Source organism: Geminicoccus roseus DSM 18922 (assembly GCF_000427665.1).
GTDB classification, from domain to species: Bacteria; Pseudomonadota; Alphaproteobacteria; order Geminicoccales; family Geminicoccaceae; genus Geminicoccus; species Geminicoccus roseus.
On sequence record NZ_KE386572.1, the window covers coordinates 1,154,999 to 1,174,723 of the forward strand.

The 19,725-nt window shown below is 70.1% G+C and carries 18 protein-coding genes; 8 read left to right on the top strand and 10 right to left on the bottom strand.

Annotation, left to right across the window (positions count from 1 at the left end; all coding sequences use genetic code 11):
* Positions 1–279: 279 nt before the first annotated feature.
* Positions 280–1,470, top strand: coding sequence for a Tm-1-like ATP-binding domain-containing protein (locus tag GEMRO_RS0106510; protein WP_027133359.1), 1,191 nt, complete (start codon positions 280–282; stop codon positions 1,468–1,470).
* Between the two features lie 12 nt (positions 1,471–1,482).
* Positions 1,483–2,319, top strand: coding sequence for a phosphoenolpyruvate hydrolase family protein (locus tag GEMRO_RS0106515; protein WP_027133360.1), 837 nt, complete (start codon positions 1,483–1,485; stop codon positions 2,317–2,319).
* A gap of 76 nt (positions 2,320–2,395) precedes the next feature.
* Here the strand turns inward: GEMRO_RS0106515 and GEMRO_RS0106520 are convergent, their stop codons facing one another.
* The 9 genes from GEMRO_RS0106520 to GEMRO_RS0106560 form a co-directional block, all read right to left on the bottom strand.
* Positions 2,396–2,920, bottom strand: coding sequence for a hypothetical protein (locus GEMRO_RS0106520; protein WP_027133361.1), 525 nt, complete (start codon positions 2,918–2,920; stop codon positions 2,396–2,398).
* A complete protein-coding gene (gene gspM / locus GEMRO_RS0106525) occupies positions 2,917–3,486 on the bottom strand; it encodes a type II secretion system protein GspM (RefSeq protein ID WP_027133362.1) in 570 nt (189 codons plus the stop codon). The genes GEMRO_RS0106520 and gspM overlap by 4 nt, the downstream gene beginning before the upstream one ends.
* Positions 3,483–4,727: a PilN domain-containing protein gene (locus tag GEMRO_RS0106530; RefSeq protein WP_027133363.1), complete on the bottom strand. Its 1,245-nt coding sequence runs from the start codon at positions 4,725–4,727 to the stop codon at positions 3,483–3,485. Before GEMRO_RS0106530 ends, gspM begins: the two co-directional genes overlap by 4 nt.
* Positions 4,724–6,034, bottom strand: a complete 1,311-nt coding sequence (locus GEMRO_RS0106535) for a type II secretion system protein GspK (RefSeq protein ID WP_157505474.1) — start codon at positions 6,032–6,034, stop codon at positions 4,724–4,726. The genes GEMRO_RS0106530 and GEMRO_RS0106535 overlap by 4 nt, the downstream gene beginning before the upstream one ends.
* Before the next feature lie 23 nt (positions 6,035–6,057).
* Complete coding sequence (locus GEMRO_RS34850) at positions 6,058–6,732, bottom strand: prepilin-type N-terminal cleavage/methylation domain-containing protein (RefSeq protein ID WP_027133365.1); 675 nt, start codon at positions 6,730–6,732, stop codon at positions 6,058–6,060.
* The gene (locus tag GEMRO_RS0106545) at positions 6,719–7,306 is read right to left on the bottom strand and encodes a type II secretion system protein (RefSeq protein ID WP_169728323.1); all 588 of its coding nucleotides are present in this window, start codon (positions 7,304–7,306) and stop codon (positions 6,719–6,721) included. Before GEMRO_RS0106545 ends, GEMRO_RS34850 begins: the two co-directional genes overlap by 14 nt.
* Positions 7,296–7,766: a prepilin-type N-terminal cleavage/methylation domain-containing protein gene (locus GEMRO_RS32435; RefSeq protein ID WP_157505476.1), complete on the bottom strand. Its 471-nt coding sequence runs from the start codon at positions 7,764–7,766 to the stop codon at positions 7,296–7,298. Before GEMRO_RS32435 ends, GEMRO_RS0106545 begins: the two co-directional genes overlap by 11 nt.
* Entirely contained in the window at positions 7,735–8,175 is a 441-nt protein-coding gene (gene gspG, locus GEMRO_RS0106555) for a type II secretion system major pseudopilin GspG (protein ID WP_027133368.1), read from the bottom strand. Before gspG ends, GEMRO_RS32435 begins: the two co-directional genes overlap by 32 nt.
* Before the next feature lie 88 nt (positions 8,176–8,263).
* Entirely contained in the window at positions 8,264–9,376 is a 1,113-nt protein-coding gene (locus GEMRO_RS0106560) for an N-acetylglucosamine-6-phosphate deacetylase (RefSeq protein ID WP_035484852.1), read from the bottom strand.
* A gap of 170 nt (positions 9,377–9,546) precedes the next feature.
* On the opposite strand from GEMRO_RS0106560, the gene GEMRO_RS0106565 reads away from it, so the two are divergent.
* The 3 genes from GEMRO_RS0106565 to GEMRO_RS0106575 all read left to right on the top strand — a co-directional run bounded on the left by GEMRO_RS0106565 (position 9,547) and on the right by GEMRO_RS0106575 (position 15,765).
* The gene (locus GEMRO_RS0106565; RefSeq protein WP_027133370.1) at positions 9,547–12,885 is read left to right on the top strand and encodes a DEAD/DEAH box helicase; all 3,339 of its coding nucleotides are present in this window, start codon (positions 9,547–9,549) and stop codon (positions 12,883–12,885) included.
* A gap of 186 nt (positions 12,886–13,071) precedes the next feature.
* Complete coding sequence (locus tag GEMRO_RS35630) at positions 13,072–15,240, top strand: calcium-binding protein (protein ID WP_027133371.1); 2,169 nt, start codon at positions 13,072–13,074, stop codon at positions 15,238–15,240.
* A gap of 102 nt (positions 15,241–15,342) precedes the next feature.
* Positions 15,343–15,765 (top strand): organic hydroperoxide resistance protein, encoded by a 423-nt coding sequence (locus GEMRO_RS0106575; RefSeq protein WP_027133372.1) that lies wholly within the window; start codon positions 15,343–15,345, stop codon positions 15,763–15,765.
* A 45-nt stretch (positions 15,766–15,810) separates the two neighbouring features.
* Here GEMRO_RS0106575 and GEMRO_RS0106580 read toward each other — a convergent pair whose 3' ends face one another.
* On the bottom strand, positions 15,811–16,266 hold the full coding sequence (locus tag GEMRO_RS0106580; protein WP_027133373.1) for a YaiI/YqxD family protein: 456 nt from the start codon (positions 16,264–16,266) through the stop codon (positions 15,811–15,813).
* A 154-nt stretch (positions 16,267–16,420) separates the two neighbouring features.
* On the opposite strand from GEMRO_RS0106580, the gene GEMRO_RS0106585 reads away from it, so the two are divergent.
* The 3 genes from GEMRO_RS0106585 (at position 16,421) to GEMRO_RS0106595 (ending at position 19,682) form a co-directional block, all read left to right on the top strand.
* Positions 16,421–17,356: an acetamidase/formamidase family protein gene (locus tag GEMRO_RS0106585; protein ID WP_027133374.1), complete on the top strand. Its 936-nt coding sequence runs from the start codon at positions 16,421–16,423 to the stop codon at positions 17,354–17,356.
* 155 nt (positions 17,357–17,511) lie between these two features.
* Positions 17,512–17,982, top strand: a complete 471-nt coding sequence (locus GEMRO_RS0106590; protein ID WP_027133375.1) for a VOC family protein — start codon at positions 17,512–17,514, stop codon at positions 17,980–17,982.
* 59 nt (positions 17,983–18,041) lie between these two features.
* On the top strand, positions 18,042–19,682 hold the full coding sequence (locus tag GEMRO_RS0106595) for an FAD-dependent monooxygenase (RefSeq protein WP_051329559.1): 1,641 nt from the start codon (positions 18,042–18,044) through the stop codon (positions 19,680–19,682).
* Positions 19,683–19,725: the final 43 nt, after the last annotated feature.

A 19,725-nucleotide genomic window follows, 5' to 3' on the forward strand; every position in this document is an offset into this window, starting at 1 on the left:
GCCTCCTAACGGAAGCGGCCTGCCCGAGATACTGCGCCAGTACCCTGTTCCGGGAGTGGCTCAAGTGATGTCAGTTGCTCTTGAAGAACGTGACCGACATCGCCACAGCCGTAACGGATACCCGAACGCTCGACATCGGATCACCTCCTTTCCTTGTTGCCAACTGACCTCAGTCGATCATGACCCCATCGGCTTGTCAACTTCCAGAAGCGTGTTTGGCGCTTCCGCCTGTCGCTGCTCACGGCTATCTGATCGATCGGCAACAGGGAGGCAAACCGGGTGAAGAAAGCCTTTGTCGCAGGCACCCTCGACACGAAGGGTCCGGAACTGCGCTACATGCGCGACCTGATCGAGGCGGCCGGCGTGGCGACGGTCCTGGTGGACGTCGGCACGGCAGCGCCCGACCCGGGCGCCGACGTCGCCGCGCGGAAGGTCGCGGCCTGCCATCCGGACGGGCCGGATGCGGTCTTCACCGGCGACCGCGGCCGCTCCGTGGCGGCGATGGCCGAGGCATTCGCGGCGTTTGTCCAGGCCAGGGCGGACCTTGGCGGCCTGATCGGTGCCGGCGGCTCCGGCAACACCACGATCGTGACCGCAGCGATGCGCGCCCTGCCGGTGGGAACGCCCAAGCTCATGGTGAGCACGCTGGGCTCGGGCGACGTGCGTCCTTATGTCCTCGGCTCGGACATCTGCATGATGAGCGCCGTGACCGACGTGCAGGGGATCAACTCGATCAGCCGGACCGTGCTGGGCAACGCCGCCCATGCCCTGGCGGGCATGATACAGCATCCCATCCCGGTGGTCGCCGACAAGCCGGCGCTGGCGCTCTCCATGTTCGGGGTGACCACGCCCTGCGTGCAGGCGGTAACCAAGGCGCTGGAGAACGAGTTCGACTGCCTGGTGTTCCACGCCACCGGGTCCGGCGGCCAGGCGATGGAGAAGCTGGTCGACAGCCGGCTGGTGCGGGGCGTGATCGACGTCACCACCACCGAGATCGCCGACGAGCTGGTCGGCGGGGTGCTCAGCGCCGGGCCGGAACGGCTGGACGCGATCATCCGGACCCGCACGCCATGGGTCGGCTCGGTGGGCGCTCTGGACATGGTCAATTTCGGCCCGCGCGCGAGCGTGCCCGAGAAGTTCGAGGGCCGGCTGCTCTATGTCCACAACCCGACCGTGACGCTGATGCGCACGACTCCGGAGGAGAATGCCCGGATCGGGGCGTGGATCGTCGCCAAGATCAACCGCATGGAGGGGCCGGTGCGCTTCCTCCTGCCCACCGGCGGCGTTTCCATGATCGACGTGCCGGACATGCCGTTCCACGATCCGGCCGCGGACCTGGCCCTGTTCCAGGCGATCCGCGATGACTGGCAGGAGGCCCCGAACCGCCGCCTGATCGAGCTGCCGCACGCCCTGAACGATCCGGCCTTCGCCCAGGCCCTGGTCGACGCCTTCCACGACATCGCAGGATAGAGAACAGACCCCATGCCCCGTTTCGAACGTTCCGCGCTGCTCGAGCGCTTCGCCGACCTGATCGCCAGGAAGATCCCGATCGTGGGCGGCGGCGCCGGCACCGGCCTGTCCGCCAAGTGCGAGGAGGCCGGCGGCATCGACCTGATCGTGATCTACAATTCCGGCCGGTACCGCATGGCCGGCCGCGGCTCGCTCGCCGGGATGCTGTCCTACGGCAACGCCAACGACATCGTGGTCGAGATGGCGCGCGAGGTCCTGCCGGTGGTGAAGCACACCCCGGTCCTGGCCGGCGTGAACGGCACCGACCCGTTCATGATCCGCGACAAGTTCCTGCGCGACCTGAAGGACCTGGGCTTTTCCGGCATCCAGAACTTTCCCACGGTCGGCCTGTTCGACGGGCGGATCCGGGTGAACCTGGAGGAGACCGGCATGGGCTATGGCCTGGAGGTCGACCTGGTGAAGGCCGCCCACGAGCAGGACATGCTCACCACCCCCTATGTCTTCAACGAGGACGAGGCGGTGGCGATGACCAAGGCCGGCGCCGACATCATCGTCGTCCATTTCGGGCTGACCACCGGCGGCTCGATCGGCGCCGAGACCGCGGTGAAGCTGGAGGACACGCCCGGCCTGATCGACCAGTGGGCGGAGGCGGCGCGCCGGGTCCGCAAGGACGTGATCGTGCTCTGCCATGGCGGCCCGATCTCCGCGCCGGAGGACGCGCAATATGTCCTGTCGCGGACCCGGAACTGCAACGGCTTCTATGGCGCCTCGTCGATGGAGCGGCTCCCCACCGAGCTGGCGCTCACCGAGCAGACCCGCCGGTTCAAGGCGGTGAGCTTCGGCGGCTGACCGGCCGCTTGCCCGGCCGCGCCCGCCGGGCGTGCCTCAAGCCTGCCGGCCCGGGAGCGCCGGCAGGCATGCCGCGTCAGCGCAGGCCCTCCGGCACCAGCATCAGCTCGGTCGCCCGGTCGCCGTTCACCATCAGCACCCGCTGGCGGTTGATCGCGCTCACGGTCCAGTTCTCGACCCGGTCGCCGCGGCGCACCCGCACGAAGGTGCCGCTGCTGCCGGCCAGGAGCGCGAAGATCCGGCCGTCCTCCTCGACCGTGCCGATCAGCCGGTAGCGGTCGGCGATGTTGTCTTCCGGCGGAGGCGGCGGCAGGTCGACCTCCTCCTCCAGCACCGGGGGCGGCTCCTCGAACGCCGCCAGCGGATGCCGGGTAGCGGCGAACAGCGGGCGGTCGACCATCACCGAGAACGCCTCCATCGGCGGCAGCCGGAGGACCCTTGGCGCCGCCTCCTGGCCGGGTGCCGGCGCCACGGCCGTGCCGGGATCGCGCTGCACCGCGCCGACGGGCGCCTCTGCATCCTCCGATGTCCACCACAGCCAGGCCAGGACCGGCAGCGCCAGGAGGATCAGGCCGAGGGTGAGGGGGCTGATACCCTTCATGACCGCGGTCCCGCCGCACGCATCCAGCCCACGATCTCCGCCGCGACCTGGATGTCGCCGCGCCAGCCGGCCGCAGCGTCGTCCGGGCTCTGCTCGGCGGTGATGTCCAGCCGATCGACCACCAGGACCGGGGAAGAGGTCTCCACCCGGTAGAGGAACTCGCGCAGCATCACCGAATCCCCGGTGAAGGTGACCCGGATCGGCACCGCCACGAACCGGTCCTCCTCCCGGGTCGGCAGAAGCTCGGCCGAGCGCAGCTCGCCGCCGGACAGGAGCACGGCGTTGCCGGTCATCTCCTGGATGATGCCGCCGGCCAAGGACGGGCTCTGGGCCTCGATGGTGCCCTGGACGTCGGGCACGACCTGCATCTTCGCCACCCGCGTCCGGTTCGCCAGGTCGTTGTAGGACAGCTTCAGGCGCTCTTCGGACGCGGCCAGCTTGTCGTGCTGGCGGTCGATCAGCCAGAGCGGCACCGCCACCATCGCCACGGCCAGCACGATCACGCCGGCCAGGACGCCCAGCGCCAGGGCGCGCGCCACGGCGGGCTTCGCCAGGAGCGCGTTCATGGGGCGTCTCCTTCGGCCGGCGCGGCCGGATCCACCTCGACCACCGGCGCGCCCGACCCGGCCTCCTGGCCGTCGGGACCGAGCGGGCGGATCTCGGCATCGGGCGCCAGCAGGGCGGTCAGGGTGAAGCGGTCCACGGGCAGGCCGAACAGTTCCGGCGCCATGGACGGCCCGCGCGTGCTGGAATTGCCCAGCGCGGCGTTGCCGAAGCGCGCGTCGGCGCCGATCAGCGCCAGCACCCGCGGCGCCTCGCTGGCCTCGCCGGTGATGGTGATCCGGTTCCCCGCCAGCTCGAAGCGCGACAGCCAGGCATCGTCGGGCAGCTCGCGGGCGATGATCTCCAGCGCCACCAGCGAGGATGGCCGCTCGGCCTTGCGCGCGTTCAGGAAGTTGGCGTCGGCCAGCGCCTGCAGACGCTGCGACTGCGCCTGATCGGCCTCGTTCTTGCGCTCGATCAGGCGGAGTTCCTGCTGATGGCGTTCCTCGACCAGGGAGGATCGCTGCCAGACATCGTAGAACAGCACGGCGGAAAGCACCGGCAGCACCACCGCCACGCTCGCCAGCGCGATCATCCACCAGCGCGAGCGCGGCGCGCCTTTGCCCTGCAGCAGGTCGATCCGGGGCAACTCGTCGGTATGGGTGCCCGCCACGTCGACCGCCGCGGGCTGGATCTCGAACCCGGCCAGCGTGGCGGCCAGGCGCTCGATGGTCTCCCGCGGGGCGAAGGTCGCCTCGATCCGGATCCGCCCGGTCTCGCCCGACCGGCTGATCACGCGTGCGTCATAGGCGACCTGGTCCGAGGTCCAGGGCGTGAGCACGTCCACGCGGTGCGCAAGCACCTCCTGCAGGTGGCGCTCGGCGGCGGCGGGAAGCTCGTCCCGGGAAACCAGTCCCTCGGTGGCGGGCAGGCGCAGCACGACCGGAAGGCCGCTCTTGCGGATGCGCCGGGCCAGCTCGATCGACTGCTCGTCCGGCACCAGGCGCGGGTTGGCGATCCCGCGCTTCACGTCGATCCGGCTGGGCCTGGGCAGGTCCAGGCGGCCGAGATCGGCGGCACTGGCCGTGCCGCGCCGGACCATGGCCCTAAAGCCCATGCCGTCGAACAGGAGGATGACCGCCTTGCGCAGCACCGGGTCGCGGCGCCGATGCGGCAGGAGCGCGCCCAGCTCGTTGGTCCACCAGCGCCAGAACCGCCCAAGCCCCCCGGCCGGCTGCGGGTCGGCCAGCAGCACGCCGCTCATGGCGCGGCTCCCGCCGCAGGCGCCGCCGGTCCGGCGGCAAAGGCGGCCGATTCGGGCGCAGCGGGGAGCGGAGGCGCCGTATCCAGGGTCTGCCGGTCCAGGATTGTGAAGGGCAGCGGCGCCTGGCTCGCGGCCGCGTCCTCGTCGTCCTGGCCGAAGGCGTTCGCCGGTTCCTGCTCGCCTTCCAGCCCGGCTCCGCTGCCGCTGGCGCCGCCGGCCGGCTCGAACGCCACGACGAACTGGTCGGTCCGGCGCAGCACGCCGTCCACGACCGCTTCGACGGTGACCCGCATCACCGGACGGCCCGCCTCGCCGCCCCCGGTCTCGCCATCGGTCTCGCCATCGGTCTCGGTCGAGGGATCGGCGGCGATCTGGGCCAGCACCCGGTCGAGCGCGTCTGGCGACTCCTCCCGCGCCTTGGCGATCCGTTCCTTCTGCGAGCGGGAGAGAAACGGCATCACGTCGATCAGTTCCTGCGGAGCGAAGGCGAGATTGACGGCCGAAGCGCCGGTATGGGTGGTCACGTAGGGACGGACCTTCTCGGCGGTCGCCAGGTCCATGCCGGTGGCTGCCAGCCAGGCGTCGACGCTCACGAACGCCCGCGGCTCCGCGCCGATCACGGCACCGGCGCGGCCGGCCAGTTCCCTGCCCTTCTCGGTGGCCTCCATGGCGCGGGTGGCCACGGCCCGGTCGGCGACCTTCTCCAGCAGCGCGCGCAGCACGCGCGGGTCGCCACGATTCACGTCGATCCTTCCCATTTCCGGTTTGGCTTGCAGGTTCAATCTGACCTCGTCGGATGTCACCGTGTTCGTCATCAACTTGCCGGAGCGCATCACCGCCTCGATGCCGGTGGGTGCCACGGCGGCCGGATCGCCGGCCAGGCCGTCGCCGGATGCGAGGTCGCCGGACATGTCCCCCCCGGCGCCACCTTCCCCGAACCCGGCAGCCTCGGCCAGCCCGTCGTCCTGGTCCCCGGTCAGGGAGGACAGCGTCTGGCGGCCCTCGGACAGAGACGACAGTCCGTCCTCCTGGTCCAGGCCGTCTTCGGCGAGCAGGCCCTCGGCCTCGTCCGGCGAATCGCCAAAGCCGCTGCCGCCATCCTCCTCGTCGTCATCCTCCGCCACCCCGAGCTCCTCGCTGCTCTTGAGCTGCAGGTAGAGCATCTGGGCGAGTTCCCCATCGATCATGGCGGAGGCCCGCAGCCGCGCCTCGGCGGCGGTCACTTCCTGCGAGGCGTCCTGGACCCGGCCGGCGAATCCCAGCGCCATGACCGCCAGCACCCCGGTCATCCATATCACGACGAGCACCGCGGTTCCGCGCTGGTCCCGGATCACAGCGCGCTCCCCGACAGGAGGCGGCAATCGATGCGGTCCTCGCCGCAGATGGCGCTCCCCGGCACCGGGAAGGTCGCGATCATCTCCGGCGGCAGGGCGGGATCGTCGCTGCCCTCGATCCGCAGCGCGACGCCGCGGGGGATGTCGGGGGCGGTCTTGGGCCAGAAGTCGATCCAGGCCGGCGCGGCGTCGGCCTTGGCGACCCCGAAATAGCGCAGCCGGTAGCTTGCCCCCTCGTGCAGCACGGTGGCCGGCGCCTTGTCCAGCGCCGCCTGCGCCGCCTCGGCTTCCCCGACGATCGGCACCTTGCGCAGGACCAGCCGCTGGTCGCCGGCCGTGTCGTCGACGGCGATCTCGACCAGGGTGAACGCCGGGGGCGGGCGGCCTTCGGGCTGCACCGCGATGAAGCGCAGCCGCTCCGGCTCCGCCTCGAACACCGGCTGCAGCCGGCCGCGCCGGTCCGGGACGAACGGCCGGCCGCGCCCGATCTCGCGCACCAGGACCTGCTGCAGGTCGATGGCGGCGACCACCCCGTCCACCCGCTCGCCGCCGCGCTCGATCGCGAGGTTGGTCGATCCGAGCGCGCGGGTGACGATCGTGGCCAGCAGGGCCAGCAGGGTCAGGGCCACCAGCAGCTCGATCAGGGTGAAGCCGGCGTCAGGGCGTCGCATCGATCTCGCCCTCGTCAAACCCGCCGCCCGGCTCCGGCAGGGTGAAGTCCGACGGACCGGATTCCTCCGATCCGGAATCGGGCTCGCCGAAGCGCGGCCGGTCGGGCGCGCCGCTGGTCGTGGCGGTGCGCAGCCGCTTGGTCTCCACCGCGAGCTTGCGGCCCTCGGCGTCCTCGACCGTCACCACGTAGCGCACCAGCAGGAGTTCGCCCTCCTCGTCCTCGGCCGCGGCCTCGTCCCCCGCCCCCGGCGGGAATGGGCTTCTTGGCGCGTTCTGGACCGGGATGCGCTCCAGGCGCCAGCGCAGGTCGCCCTCGGCGCCGCTCTGGCTGGGCCGGTCGCCCGCCAGGTCCAGATCGATGCGCTGGAGAACCTGCTCGGCCTGCAGGACCAGCGCCAGGCGGCCCTCGTCATAGCGCGCGCGCCGCAGGCCGCTGGCGATGCCCTCGAACAGCACGGCCACCACCAGGCCCAGCACGGTCAGCGCGACCAGCACCTCCAGGATCGTGAACCCCTCGGTGCCGTCGCGGCGCACGGGCGGGCGGGCGGGCCCAGCTCCCGTCTCAGCTCGCATCATCCTCCAACACGTGCACCCGGCCGGTGACGGCCGAGACCTCGAGATGCATTGCCTGGTCGTCTTTCCCGATCAGGATCCGTGCGGGCGAAGCCTCCCCGCTGGGGTAGAACACGACCTCGCCGTTCTCGGTCCCGCCGGCCAGCTCCAGCCGCGACGGCGAGCCCTTCAGCCGGACCGAGCCGATCCGGCGTTCCACCCGATCGACCTTGCACAGCACGGGCATCCCGGCGATCCGCGCCTGGCCGCGGCAGTTGATCAGCGCCCGGCGCGCATCCGCGGTGGCGGTGCCAAGCCCGCCGCCCAGGAACACGCCGGCGCGCACCGCCACCCAGCCGGTCGCCAGCCCCACGATCACCAGCACCACCAGCAGCTCGATCAGGGTGAAGCCGGCCTGCCCTGCCGGAACCAGGCGGGTCCGGCGCTGGTCAGCGCGCGATGTTGCCGACGTCCGCCGCATCGCCCTGCCCACCCGGCGTGCCGTCCGAGCCGAGCGAGCCAAGATCGTAGGGCCCCTGCTGGCCCGGGGAACGATAAACGTAGTCACGACCCCAAGGGTCCTTCGGGAGCTCGGGCTTGGTCAGGTAGGGGCCGCGCCAGGAATTGGCACCCGAAGGTGCGGTCACCAGCGCCACCAGCCCCTGCGCCGTTGTGGGGTAGTTGCCGTTGTCGAGCTTGTAGAGCTCCAGGGCCTGGCCGAGGTTCTCGATTTGCAGCTTGGCTGTATCGGAGCGCGCACTCGACAGGTAACCGAGCACGCGTGGACCGGCGAGTGCTGCGAGCAGACCCAGGATGACCAGCACGACAAGCAGCTCGATCAGGGTGAAACCTGCTTCGGAACTGGGTGAACGACGGCGCTTGAGGGACATGGAGAGAGGATCTCCGGGGGGCTTGACGGACGAACGGGCGCATATGGCGGGTTCCGGCCCTGTTGGGCAAGGGGGGCTGGCCATCATGTCATTCGGCCGCGGGCTCGACCGGCACGCCGCCGCAGTAGATCTCCCGCAGCCTGCCGTTCCCGTCGACCACCAGCAGATCGGCGCGCAGACCCGGCGCGATCCGACCACGGTCGGCGAGCCCCAGATAGCGCGCGGCGATGGTGGACGTGCGCTGCGCTGCCTCGACCATCGGCATTCCCAGTGCGAGAAAGTTTGCGAATGCCCGATTCATCGTGAGGATGCTGCCTGCCAAGGTTCCATCCTGTAGACGGGCGGAGCTTCCATCGGAAATCACATCATGAGTACCCAGCCGGTACGCCCCCGCCGGGCAGCCCGCCGCGGCCATCGCATCGGTGACGGCATAGAGGCCGGGGATGGCGCGGCGCGCCATCATCAGCATGGCCGCATCGACGTGCAGCAGGTCCGGGATGATCTCGGCGTGGCTGCCGAAGGCCAGCGCGGCCGCGGCCACGCCCGGCCGGCGATGGTCGGCCCCGCTCATCGCGTTGAAGAGATGGGTGAAGCCCGCGACCCCCGCCGCCATCGCGTCCCGGCACTGCGCGCAGCTGGCCAGACTGTGCCCGATCTGCACCTTTGTGCCGCGATGGCACATATGCGAGATCAATCGGTGCCCCGGATCGTTTTCCGGTGCTATGGTCGCGACGATGACCGGTGCGCGATCGTACAGCCGGTCGAACAGTTCCAGATCGGGCGGGATGGCGAATGGCGGCTGCGCCCCGAGCTTGTCCGGATTGATGAAAGGCCCTTCCAGATGCACGCCGGGCAAGTCCGCGCGGATGGCCGAGCCGTCGCGCCGCGCCTCCGCGATTCCCGCGAAGGCGGCGAGCAGTTCCTCCTTGGGCGCGGTCACCGTGGTCGGCAGGAGCGTCGTCGTCCCGTGCCGGAGATGAAAGTCGGCGACCCGGGCGACTGCCGCGGCCCCGTCCATCACGTCGGCACCTCCACCGCCGTGACTGTGGGAATCCACAAATCCCGGAATGATGAATTGGTCGTCGCGGACCCTGGACTGCGGCTCAACCGCCTCGATCCTGTGTCCGAAACGCACCAGTGCTGGCCGGAACTGGTCTCCGACCAGCACGAGACCGTCGATCGGAGATGAAGTTGGTTTCATCTAGGCCCGTCGTTCGCTCGCTTGTGGGACATCGATATTCGCTTTCGCGCGGAATGCGTGGAACAGCCTATTCGCCCGTCCACAGTGTGTCCCGATCGACCCAATGAGCTGGGCTCCGGATGGTCCGGGGACCTTTAGCGTCAACCTGCGCTGACGACAAAAAAACAAACATGCTGCCCTTCTCTCGTGCCGACCTCGAGCGGCTCTATCATCCGGCAACCTGGAAGCGCGGGGAAACGCTCCAGGAGCAGGGTACGGTTGTCGAGCTCGACGTCGAGCGCGACGGCAAGACCATTTCCGGCAAGGTGAAGGAACCTGACCGGCGTGTCCCGTACCTGGTCCGGATCCAGGTGCAGAACGGGCGCGGCGGCCGGGTGAAGGTGTCCTCGACCTGCACCTGCATGATCCACACCCAGTGCGAGCATGCGGTCGCGCTGCTGCTGCACGCCCTGCACAAGACCGCCGCGCCGGAGCCCGAGGAGCAGACGGTCGCGATCGACAGCGAACTGGAGGCCTGGCTCGCGGCGATGACCGGCAGCGTGCGCGCCGGCGATTCCGACAACGACGTGGTGCTCTACCTCCTGGAGCCGGCGCAGCGCTCCTGGCGGGACATGGGGGTCGCCCAGCCGGTGAGCGTGCGCACGATCCGGGCGCGCCGGCTGCGCGACGGGATGTACGGGCGCGACAACCCGGTCTCGATCGCCCAGATCGCCAGCGACGACGCCCCGCGCTTCGTCACCATCGAGGACCAGGTGATCGCCCGGATGCTGTCGGGCGTGTCGGGCAACGTGCGCCGGCTGGCCGGGCAGACCGACGGCGAGATCCTGCGGATGATGCTCGCCACCGGCCGTTGCCACTGGCAGAGCACCACCAACCCGGCGCTCGCCTTTGGCGAGGACCAGCCGGGCAAGGTGGTCTGGCGCTTCAACGGCGAGGGCCAGCAGCGGGCCTTGTGCGAACTGCAGGAAGCCAACGACGACACGGTCATCCTGAACCTGGGGCAGCCCTGGTACGCCGACCTGAAGAACGGCGTGGTCGGCAAGGTCGAGACCGGCCTGGATGTCCGCCAGCTCCGCCACCTGCTCAACGCGCCGGCCGTGCCGGCCGTCACCGCCGGGCTGATCCGCCAGAAGCTGGTGGCCGCCGTGCCGGACATCCCGCTGCCGGAACCCTTGAAGAAGCGCGAGCGCATCGAGGTTGCGCCGACGCCGGTGCTGCATCTGCACTGCCCGCGCGTCCAGGTGCAGCGCGGGCTCGGCTGGAACAAGGAGATCGAGGACGTCGACCTGCCGCTCCTGCGGCTGTCCTTTGACTATGCCGGCGCGCAGATCGGCTGGCAGGACGGCAAGACCGAGATCAACCACGTCTCCGACAACCGCCTGCTGGTGATCGCCCGCGACGCCCTGCTCGAGGTTCCCTATGTCGAGCGCCTGAACGCGCTGGGCCTGCAGCCGCTCGGCCCCACCGGCCTTGGCAAGTTCGCCGATCCGACCTGCCGGCAGGACTTCACCTTCGAGGAAGGCGAGGAGGACGACGATCTCAGCTTCCGCTGGGTCCAGTTCAACCACCAGGAGCTGCCGCGCCTGGCCCGGGAAGGCTGGAAGGTCACCTTCTCGCCGGAATACCCGTACCGGGTCGCCAAGGTCACCAATGGCTGGCACCTGGACGTGGTGGAGAGCGGCATCGACTGGTTCGAGGCCAAGGTCGAGATCGACGTGGACGGCGAGCGCCTGCCGCTCCTGCCGGTGATCCTGGAACTGTTCGAGCGCGCCCCGGAAAGCATGTCGCCCTCCGCCCTGGAGGAGGCGGGCGAGGAGCCGATCTACGCCAACCTGCCGGACGGGCGGATCCTGCCGATCCCGGCCGAGCGGCTGGCGGCGATCCTGCGCTCGCTCTACGAGCTGCTGGCCGCCGGCAAGGTCGACGACACCGGCACGCTGCGGCTCACCAAGGCCGAGGCGACCCGGCTGATCCAGCTCGAGGACGAGCTGCCGCCCAACACGCTGGCCTGGAACGGCGGCGAGACGATCCGCAAGGTCGCCCGCCAGCTCTCCTCGACCGGCGAGATGCCCAAATGCCTGCCGCCGCGGCAGCTCAAGGCGGAGCTGCGCCCCTACCAGCAGCAGGGCCTCGACTGGCTGCAGTTCCTGCACCACTCGAACATTTCCGGCGTGCTGGCCGACGACATGGGCCTGGGCAAGACCCTGCAGACCCTGGCGCACATCGCCCTGCTCAAGGAGCAGGGCAAGCTCGGCAAGCCGGTGCTGATCGTCGGGCCGACCAGCCTGATCCCGACCTGGCGCTCCGAAGTGCGCAAGTTCGTGCCGAACATCCGGCTGCTGGTCTTGCACGGCCAGGACCGGCACGATCTGTTCGAGCACATCCAGGACTATGACGTGGTCCTGACCTCCTACGCGCTCCTCCTGCGCGATGCCGACGAGCTGCTCGCCCGCGAGTGGCGGCTGGTCGTGCTGGACGAGGCGCAGGCGATCAAGAACCCGACCACCAAGCTCGCCAGGACCGCCTACAAGATCAAGGCCGACCAGCGGCTGTGCCTGACCGGCACGCCGATCGAGAACCACCTGGGCGAGCTCTGGTCGATGTTCAACTTCCTGATGCCCGGCTACCTGGGCGATCGGGAGAACTTCAGGAAGGTGTTCCGCACCCAGATCGAGAAGGACGGCAACCAGGAGCGCCAGCAGCTCCTGGCGGCGCGCGTCCGCCCGTTCATGATCCGCCGCACCAAGGACCAGGTCGCCCAGGACCTGCCCGAGAAGAACGAGATCATGCGCGAGATCGACCTGACCGACACGCAGCGCGACCTCTACGAGACGGTGCGCCTGGCGATGCATGCCAGGGTCCGCCAGGAGATCGCCGAGCGCGGCATCTCGCAGTCCAACATCGCGATCCTGGAGGCGCTGCTCAAGCTCCGCCAGGTCTGCTGCGACCCGCGCCTCCTGAAGTCGGACAAGGTCGACGGCTTCGGCCTCTCCCAGTCGGCCAAGCTCGACCTGCTCTCGAGCATGCTGCCGGACATGATCGAGAACGGTCGCCGGATCATCATCTTCTCGCAGTTCGTCGAGATGCTCGACCTGATCGAGAAGATGCTGGGCGAGCTCGGGATCGACTTCGTCAAGCTGACTGGCCGCACCAAGGACCGCGAGACCCCGGTCAAGCGCTTCCAGGCCGGCGAGGTGCCGATCTTCCTGATCAGCCTGAAGGCCGGCGGCACCGGCCTGACCCTCACCCGGGCCGACACCGTGATCCACTACGATCCCTGGTGGAACCCCGCGGTCGAGGCCCAGGCCACCGACCGCGCCCACCGGATCGGCCAGGACAAGACGGTGTTCGTCTACAAGCTGATCTCGGCGGGCACCGTCGAGGAGAAGATGATCGAGCTGCAGCAGAAGAAGAAGCAGCTGGTGGACGGGATCCTCACCGGGACCGCCGGCAGCATGAGCTTCTCCGAGCAGGACATCGACCAGCTGTTCTCGCCGCTGCAGGCCTGACCGCGCGCCCTGCCCGGAAGGTCCGCCCATGGCGGCGGCCTTCCGGGAGAGCGGCCGTCGCTTATCCCCTTGTCCGAACAAGTCGAACTCGTGTCGAAAGCCAGCCTACGACCATTTTCGACAGGTCGGAGCCTGTCAGTGACACTAGATAAAGGTTAACGAAAATTTAGCAGTCGGATCTTCGCCATGCGTGTCACCGGCACCGACCAGAACGACGATCTCCTCGGAACCGCGCAGGACGACGTGCTCGCCGGCCGCGGCGGGCAGGACAGCCTGCTGGGGGAAGCCGGCGACGACATCCTGGCCGGGGGAGCGGGCGACGACGTCATCCGCGGCGGGCTCGGCAACGACGTGATCGGGGGCGACGGCTTTGCCGATCCGGACAGCGGCGGGATCCTGCTGGGCGAGGAATACGGCGACGACCGGCTGTCCGGCGACGCCGGCAACGACCGGATCGAGGACCGGCACGGCTACGACGTCATCGACGGCGGCGACGGCGACGACGTGCTGACCGACGGCGATGCCGGCGGCCTGCTCCGCGGCGGCGACGGGAGCGACCGGATCTTCCTGCAGAAGGTCGACGGCGCCATCGCCATGGGTGATAGCGGCGCCGACCGCTTCCATGCCGAGAACGCGTTCTCCGCCTATCTGGACGGCGGCAGCGGCGACGACGTGATGACCGTCGAGGCCCAGCTGGCACTGGCCCGCGGCGGCGACGGCGCCGACCGGATCGCGTTCGCCAACGAGGACTTCCTGGGGATCCCCTCGATCATCGCACGCGCCTGGGGCGGGGGCGGGGACGACCGGATCGACGGAACCGGGCGCTGGAACGAGCTTCGCGGCGAGGCCGGCAACGACCGGCTGTTCGGCGCCGGCTCGTTTGCGCGGATGGACGGCGGCGAGGGCAACGACACGCTGGTGGGGTTCGCCGAGCGGTCGCTGGCGACCGGCGGTACCGGCGCCGACCTGTTCCGCCCATCGGGCGGCGAGATGACCATTGCCGACTTCACCCGCGGCCAGGACCGGCTGGCGTTCGAGGGCCGGGGGTTCGCGGATCTGGACAGCAACCGGAACGGCGTTCTGGACCAGGGCGACCTGGGCGTGACCATCCGCTCCGCCAGCCTGGATGGCCAGATCTGCGGCTCGACCGTGATCCAGCTCGCTCCCGCCAACCCGGGTGCGGCCGCCGTGACCACCATCCTGTTCGGCGTCACCGGGCTGACCGCCCAGGATTTTCGAAGCGGGATCGATCCGGTCCCCGGCGCTGCCCCGGTGCAGACGGTGCCGCGCCCGTTCGGCGCCAACCGGGTGGGCGCCGCCAGCAACGACACGATCACCGGCACCGGCATCGACGACATGCTGGCCGGCGGCGGCGGCGCCGACGTGATCGAGGGCCTGGGCGGCGACGACCTGGTGACCGGAGGACGCCGGGACGACCTGCTGCGCGGCGGCGAGGGCGACGACGTCCTGATCGGCGATGGCGGCCAGGACCGGCTGGAGGGCGGGGCCGGCGACGACAGCCTGATCGGCGGGCTGGCCGACGACACGCTGGTCGGCGGTGCCGGGCGGGACGTGCTCACCGGCGGGCAGGGCCTGGACATCCTGGACGGCGGCGAGGGCGACGACGCGATCTTCGACGAGGACGGTGTCGGTTCGGTGCAGGCCGGGGATGGCGACGACTGGGTGCGGCTGGGCACCGGCAGCCAGCGCTTCGGCGACGCCGAGATCCGGCTGGGCGATGGCGCCGATCAGGCGGAGATCCTGGGCGGCGGCGTCCGGGTCTATGGCGAGGCGGGCGACGACCATCTTCGTGCCCTGCTTGGCGACAACCTGCTGCATGGCGGCAGCGGCAACGACTGGATCGGCGGCGGCCGGGAGGCCGACACCATCCTGGGCGATTCCGGCAACGACCAGCTGGGCGGCGGGGCGGGCGACGACCGGCTGAACGGCGGCAGCGGCGACGACCTCCTTGTGGGCGGCGCCGGCGCCGACATCCTGGCCGGCGGCAGCGGCGCCGACCTGTTCGTGTTCCGCGCCTACCGGGACGGGGGCTTCCTGGACGGCGACGAGCAGGACCTGGTGCTGGACTTCGTCCGCGGCGAGGACCGTCTGCTCCTGCGTGGCGGCGACGGGCTGGGCGCCGAGAACCGGGTGGTGACGCTCGCCATGCTCGATAGCAACGGCGACGGGGCGCTGGGGGCGGGCGATCGCGGCGTCACCGTGACGGCCGATGGTGCGGGCGGTGCGCCAATGCTGGTCCTGGACCTGGGCGCCGCGCTCGGCCTGGGCGCGGACACGGCCCACCGGCTGACCCTGCCCGGCATCGACCGGCTGTTCGGCCCGGACCTGGGATGAGCGCCCGGCCGCGGCCGGTGTAGTTTACGGTGTTCCCCCGGCGAAGAGCGGCTATATCGGAGGCGCGGGCGTCAGGGCGCCCATCCACCGAAAGGAACATCCATGCCCATCCTGTACACCACCAAGGCCTCCGCCACCGGCGGCCGGCAGGGCCATGCCCGGACGGAGGACGGCAAGGTCGACGTGCAGCTCGACACGCCCAAGGAGCTGGGCGGGGGCGGCGGCCCCGGCACCAACCCGGAGCAGTTGTTCGCCGCCGGCTACTCCGCCTGCTACCTGGGCGCCCTGAAGTTCACCGCCGGCCAGCAGAAGGTGAAGATCAGCGACGACGCCAAGGTGACCACCAGCGTCGGCATCGGCCCGCGCGAGGATGGCGGCGGGTTCGGGCTGGAGATCTCCATGGAGGTCAGCCTGCCGGGCGTCGACCGCGCCACCGGCGAGAAGCTGATCAAGGACGCCCACGTGGTCTGCCCCTATTCCCATGCGATCCGCGGCAACCACGAGGTGAAGACCACGCTGGTCTGATCGCGTTTGCCTGGAGCGCGCCCGGCCAACCGGGCGCGTCCTCCTTCAGCGGCCGGTCCGGCGGATCGCCTGCACCGCATTGTCCAGGGCCACCAGGAAGCGGGAGCGGTCGTCCTTGGAGAACGGCCGTCCGCCGCCACGGATCTCGCCGGTCTCCCGCAGCGAGGTCATCAGGTTGCGCATCGCCAGGTCGGAGCCGATCGAGGACGGCGTGAACGCCTTGCCGGCCGGCCCCAGCACCCTGGCACCGGTCTTCACGCAGCGATCGGCCAGCGGCACGTCGGCGGTGACCACCACGTCGCCCTCGGCGGCATGCTCCACGATCCAGTCGTCCGCCGCGTCCGGGCCCTCGGCGACGATCACCCGGCTGACCCGGGGATGATCCGGCACGCGCAGCCACATGTTCGCCACCACCACGACCTGCCACTGGTAGCGGTCGGCCACCCGATAGACCTCGTCCTTCACCGGACAGGCATCGGCATCGACGAAGATCCTGTTCAACGGTCCCCCACCCTGCTCACAGCAGGATCATGGCCTGCCCATCCGGCAAGCGCCATGCCTTCCTGATAAGCAAGCAAAATCATCGACTTGTCGGCTTGCCGAACCCGTCCGCCCCCATATGCTGGCGGCATCGCCGAAGGGGAGACCAGGCATCATGAGCCGCCATCACGTGATCGAGCCGACGCCGCAGACGATGGTCTACGGATTTTTCGACGCAAGCCTGCCCCCGATCCTGGAAGTGGATTCCGGCGACACGGTGACCCTGAGCAGCTGGCCGGCCGGCGGGCTGGACAGCCTGCCGCCCGACCGCTCCCGGGTGATGCAGGCGCATCTGGATTCCTACGAGGGCAGCCCCGGCGACGGGCCGCACTTCGTGACCGGGCCGATCTATGTGCGCGGCGCCGAGCCCGGCGACGTCCTGCAGATCGACATCCTCTCCCACGAGTTCCTTTACGACTGGGGCTTCGTCTCGATCCTGCCGCTCCTGGGCACGCTGCCCGACGAGTTCACCGAGTACGAGACGATCTTCCCGGACATCGACCGCAACAGGAACATGATGACCCTGCCCTGGGGCAAGGAACTGCCGCTCGACCCGTTCTTCGGGGTGATCGCGGTAGCCCCGCCCGCAGCCTGGGGCCGCCAGCCCACCCCGCCGCCCCGGATGTTCGGCGGCAACATGGACAACAAGGAGCTGAAGCCGGGCTCGACGCTCTACCTGCCGGTCTTCAACGACGGCGCCTTGTTCAGCGCCGGCGACGGCCATGGCGTGCAGGGCGATGGCGAGGTCTGCATCACCGCGCTGGAGACGGCGCTGACCGGCACCTTCCGCCTGACCGTGCGCAAGGACCTGGGCTACACCTATCCGTTCGCCGAGAACGCCACCCACCTGATCTCGATCGGCCTGCACGAAGACCTGGACGATGCCGCCGCCCAGGCGGTGCGCCAGATGGTCGAGCATGTCTGCCGGCGCACCAGCCTGACCCGCAACCAGGCCTACATGCTCTGCTCCCTGGCCGCCGACCTGCGGGTCACCCAGACGGTCGACGGCCAGAAGGGCTGTCACATGATGCTGGCCAAGGACAAGCTCTGAGGTTCGGCCGGGGCGGCGGGTCCCGCAACGGCCCGCCCCCGGCCGCGATCGATCCGGTGCGCTGCCCGGCCGGGTGGTTGAGCCGGCCTCCTTCCCGGCGCACAGTCGGCACCGGTCCGGACCTTTTGTCCGGTGCCCGAGGGAGGCAACGAACAATGATCGAAGGAAGCATCATCCAGGTCGCCTATGTCGTCCGCGACCTGGAAGCCGCCATGAAGCGCCACTGGGAAGTTTGTGGGATGGGACCCTGGGACGTCTACGAGTTCGACGCCTCCAAGGTCGACGACTTCATCTATCGCGGCAGGCCCGCCAACCACAAAGCCCTGCTGGCGCTTGCCTGGAGCGGCGGGATGCAGGTCGAGCTGCTGCAGCCGGTGAGCGGCTACTGCATCTATGACGAGCACCTGGAGACGAAGGGCGAGGGCCTGCACCACGTCAAGCTCTACCATGCCGATTGCGCCAAGGCGGTGGCCGAGTACGCGCGGCGCGGCTACCAGGTGACCCAGAGCGGGCGCTTCGACCAGGACGAGCATTACTATCTCGATACTGAGCGCGACTTCGGCTACGTCATCGAACTCGGCAATGCCGGCAGGATCCCGGGACCTGACCGGCGCTATCCAGGCTGACGGGCAGGACACCTCCGGGAACGTGGTCCGGCCTTGGACCATGATCGGTGGAGGTGGCCGTGAGCGAGATATTGGTGGTGGGGGCCGGCCCGGTCGGGCTGACCATGGCGGCGGAACTGGCGCGTCATGGCGCGCCCTGCCGGATCATCGACCGGCTTCCCGCTCCCAGCGGCTACTGCAAGGCCCTAGGCGTCACGCCGCGCACGCTCGAGGTCTGGGAGGAGATGGGCGTCTCCCGCCCGATGATCGACGCCGGGCTCTGGCTGCAGGGCCTCCGCCTGATCGTGAACGGCGAGATGGTCCGCGAGGTGCCGGCCGGCCTGCCGGGCCTGCCCTACGGCTTCACCCTGGGGCTGCCGCAGTACGAGACTGAACGCATCCTCGCCGCCCATCTCGAAAGCTTCGGGATCGCGGTCGAGCGGGGCGTCGAACTGGCCGGCCTGGACCAGGACGGCCAGGGCGTCGACGTCCGGCTGCGTCACGCGGACGGGCGCAGCGAGGAGGTCCGCTTCGCCCATGTGGTGGGCTGCGACGGCGCGCGCAGCACGGTGCGCAAGGCCCTGGGCATCGGGTTCGACGGCGACGCGTTCCCGGTCGAGTTCATGCTGGGCGACGTCGCCGTGGAGTGGACAGCGCCGCGCGGCACCGCCGTGCGGGCCGTGCAGATGACCGGTGGCGAGATGAGCGATTTCCTGGTGGCGGTGCCGCTGCCGGATCAGGACCGCTACCGCCTCACGACCTACGTGCCCGACGAGCTTGCCCAGCCGGTCGATCCGCACAGCCGGGAGAGCCACGGCATCCTGTCCGAGCGGGCAACGCCGACCCTGGCGCATCTGCAGGCGGTCATCGACCGGCTGGTGCCGGGCACGATCCTGTCCGACCTGCGCTGGTCGTCGATCTTCCGCATCAGCATGCGCCTGGCCGAAGCCTATCGGCGCGGCCGGGTCTTCATCGCCGGCGACGCCGCCCACATCCATCCGCCGACCGGCGGCCAGGGGATGAACACCGGCATCCAGGACGCCTACAATCTGGCCTGGAAGCTCGCTCTCCACGTGCGGGGAGCGGCGGCGGACGGCCTGCTCGACAGCTACGAGGCGGAGCGCCGGCCGGTTGGCCAGGAGGTGGTGGCGCGCACCCTGGCGCAGACCCAGGCCTTCCGGAGCGGCCAGCCCGGCGGGAAGGGCGGGGGCAACGCCCAGATGGAGGATTCCCAGCTCCTGGTGAACTATCGCGGCGGTTCCTGGGTGGGCGAGGACCTCGATCCCGATCTCGAGGCCGTGGGCCCGGCCGCGGGCGACCGGGCACCCGACGCCGACGGGCTGACGCGCGCGGGCCTGGGCTTCCCGCAGCGCCTGTTCGAGATCCTGCGCGGCCCGGACCATGTCCTGCTGGCGCGGATCGCCGACCCGCAGGCCGCGCGGGATGTCGCAGCCCTGGTCCGCGACCTGCGCCGGCGCTTTGGCGGCGGGATCCGCGGCTACGGCATCGTGGCACCCGGCAGGGAGATCCCGTCGCCTCCGGGCCTTCCGCTCCTGGTCGACCAAAGCCAAGCCTTTTCGCGAGCCTATGACGACCTCGACCGGGCGGGCTGGCTGGTGCGCCCCGACGGTCATGTCGGATACAGGACGACCGCCCTGGCCGCCCCTCGCCTGATCGCGCATCTCGAGCGAATCCTGACGCTCCGCCCATGCGCACCATAGGGCCTTGATCCGCAGGAACGAAGCGCCGACGTTCTCCGTTGAG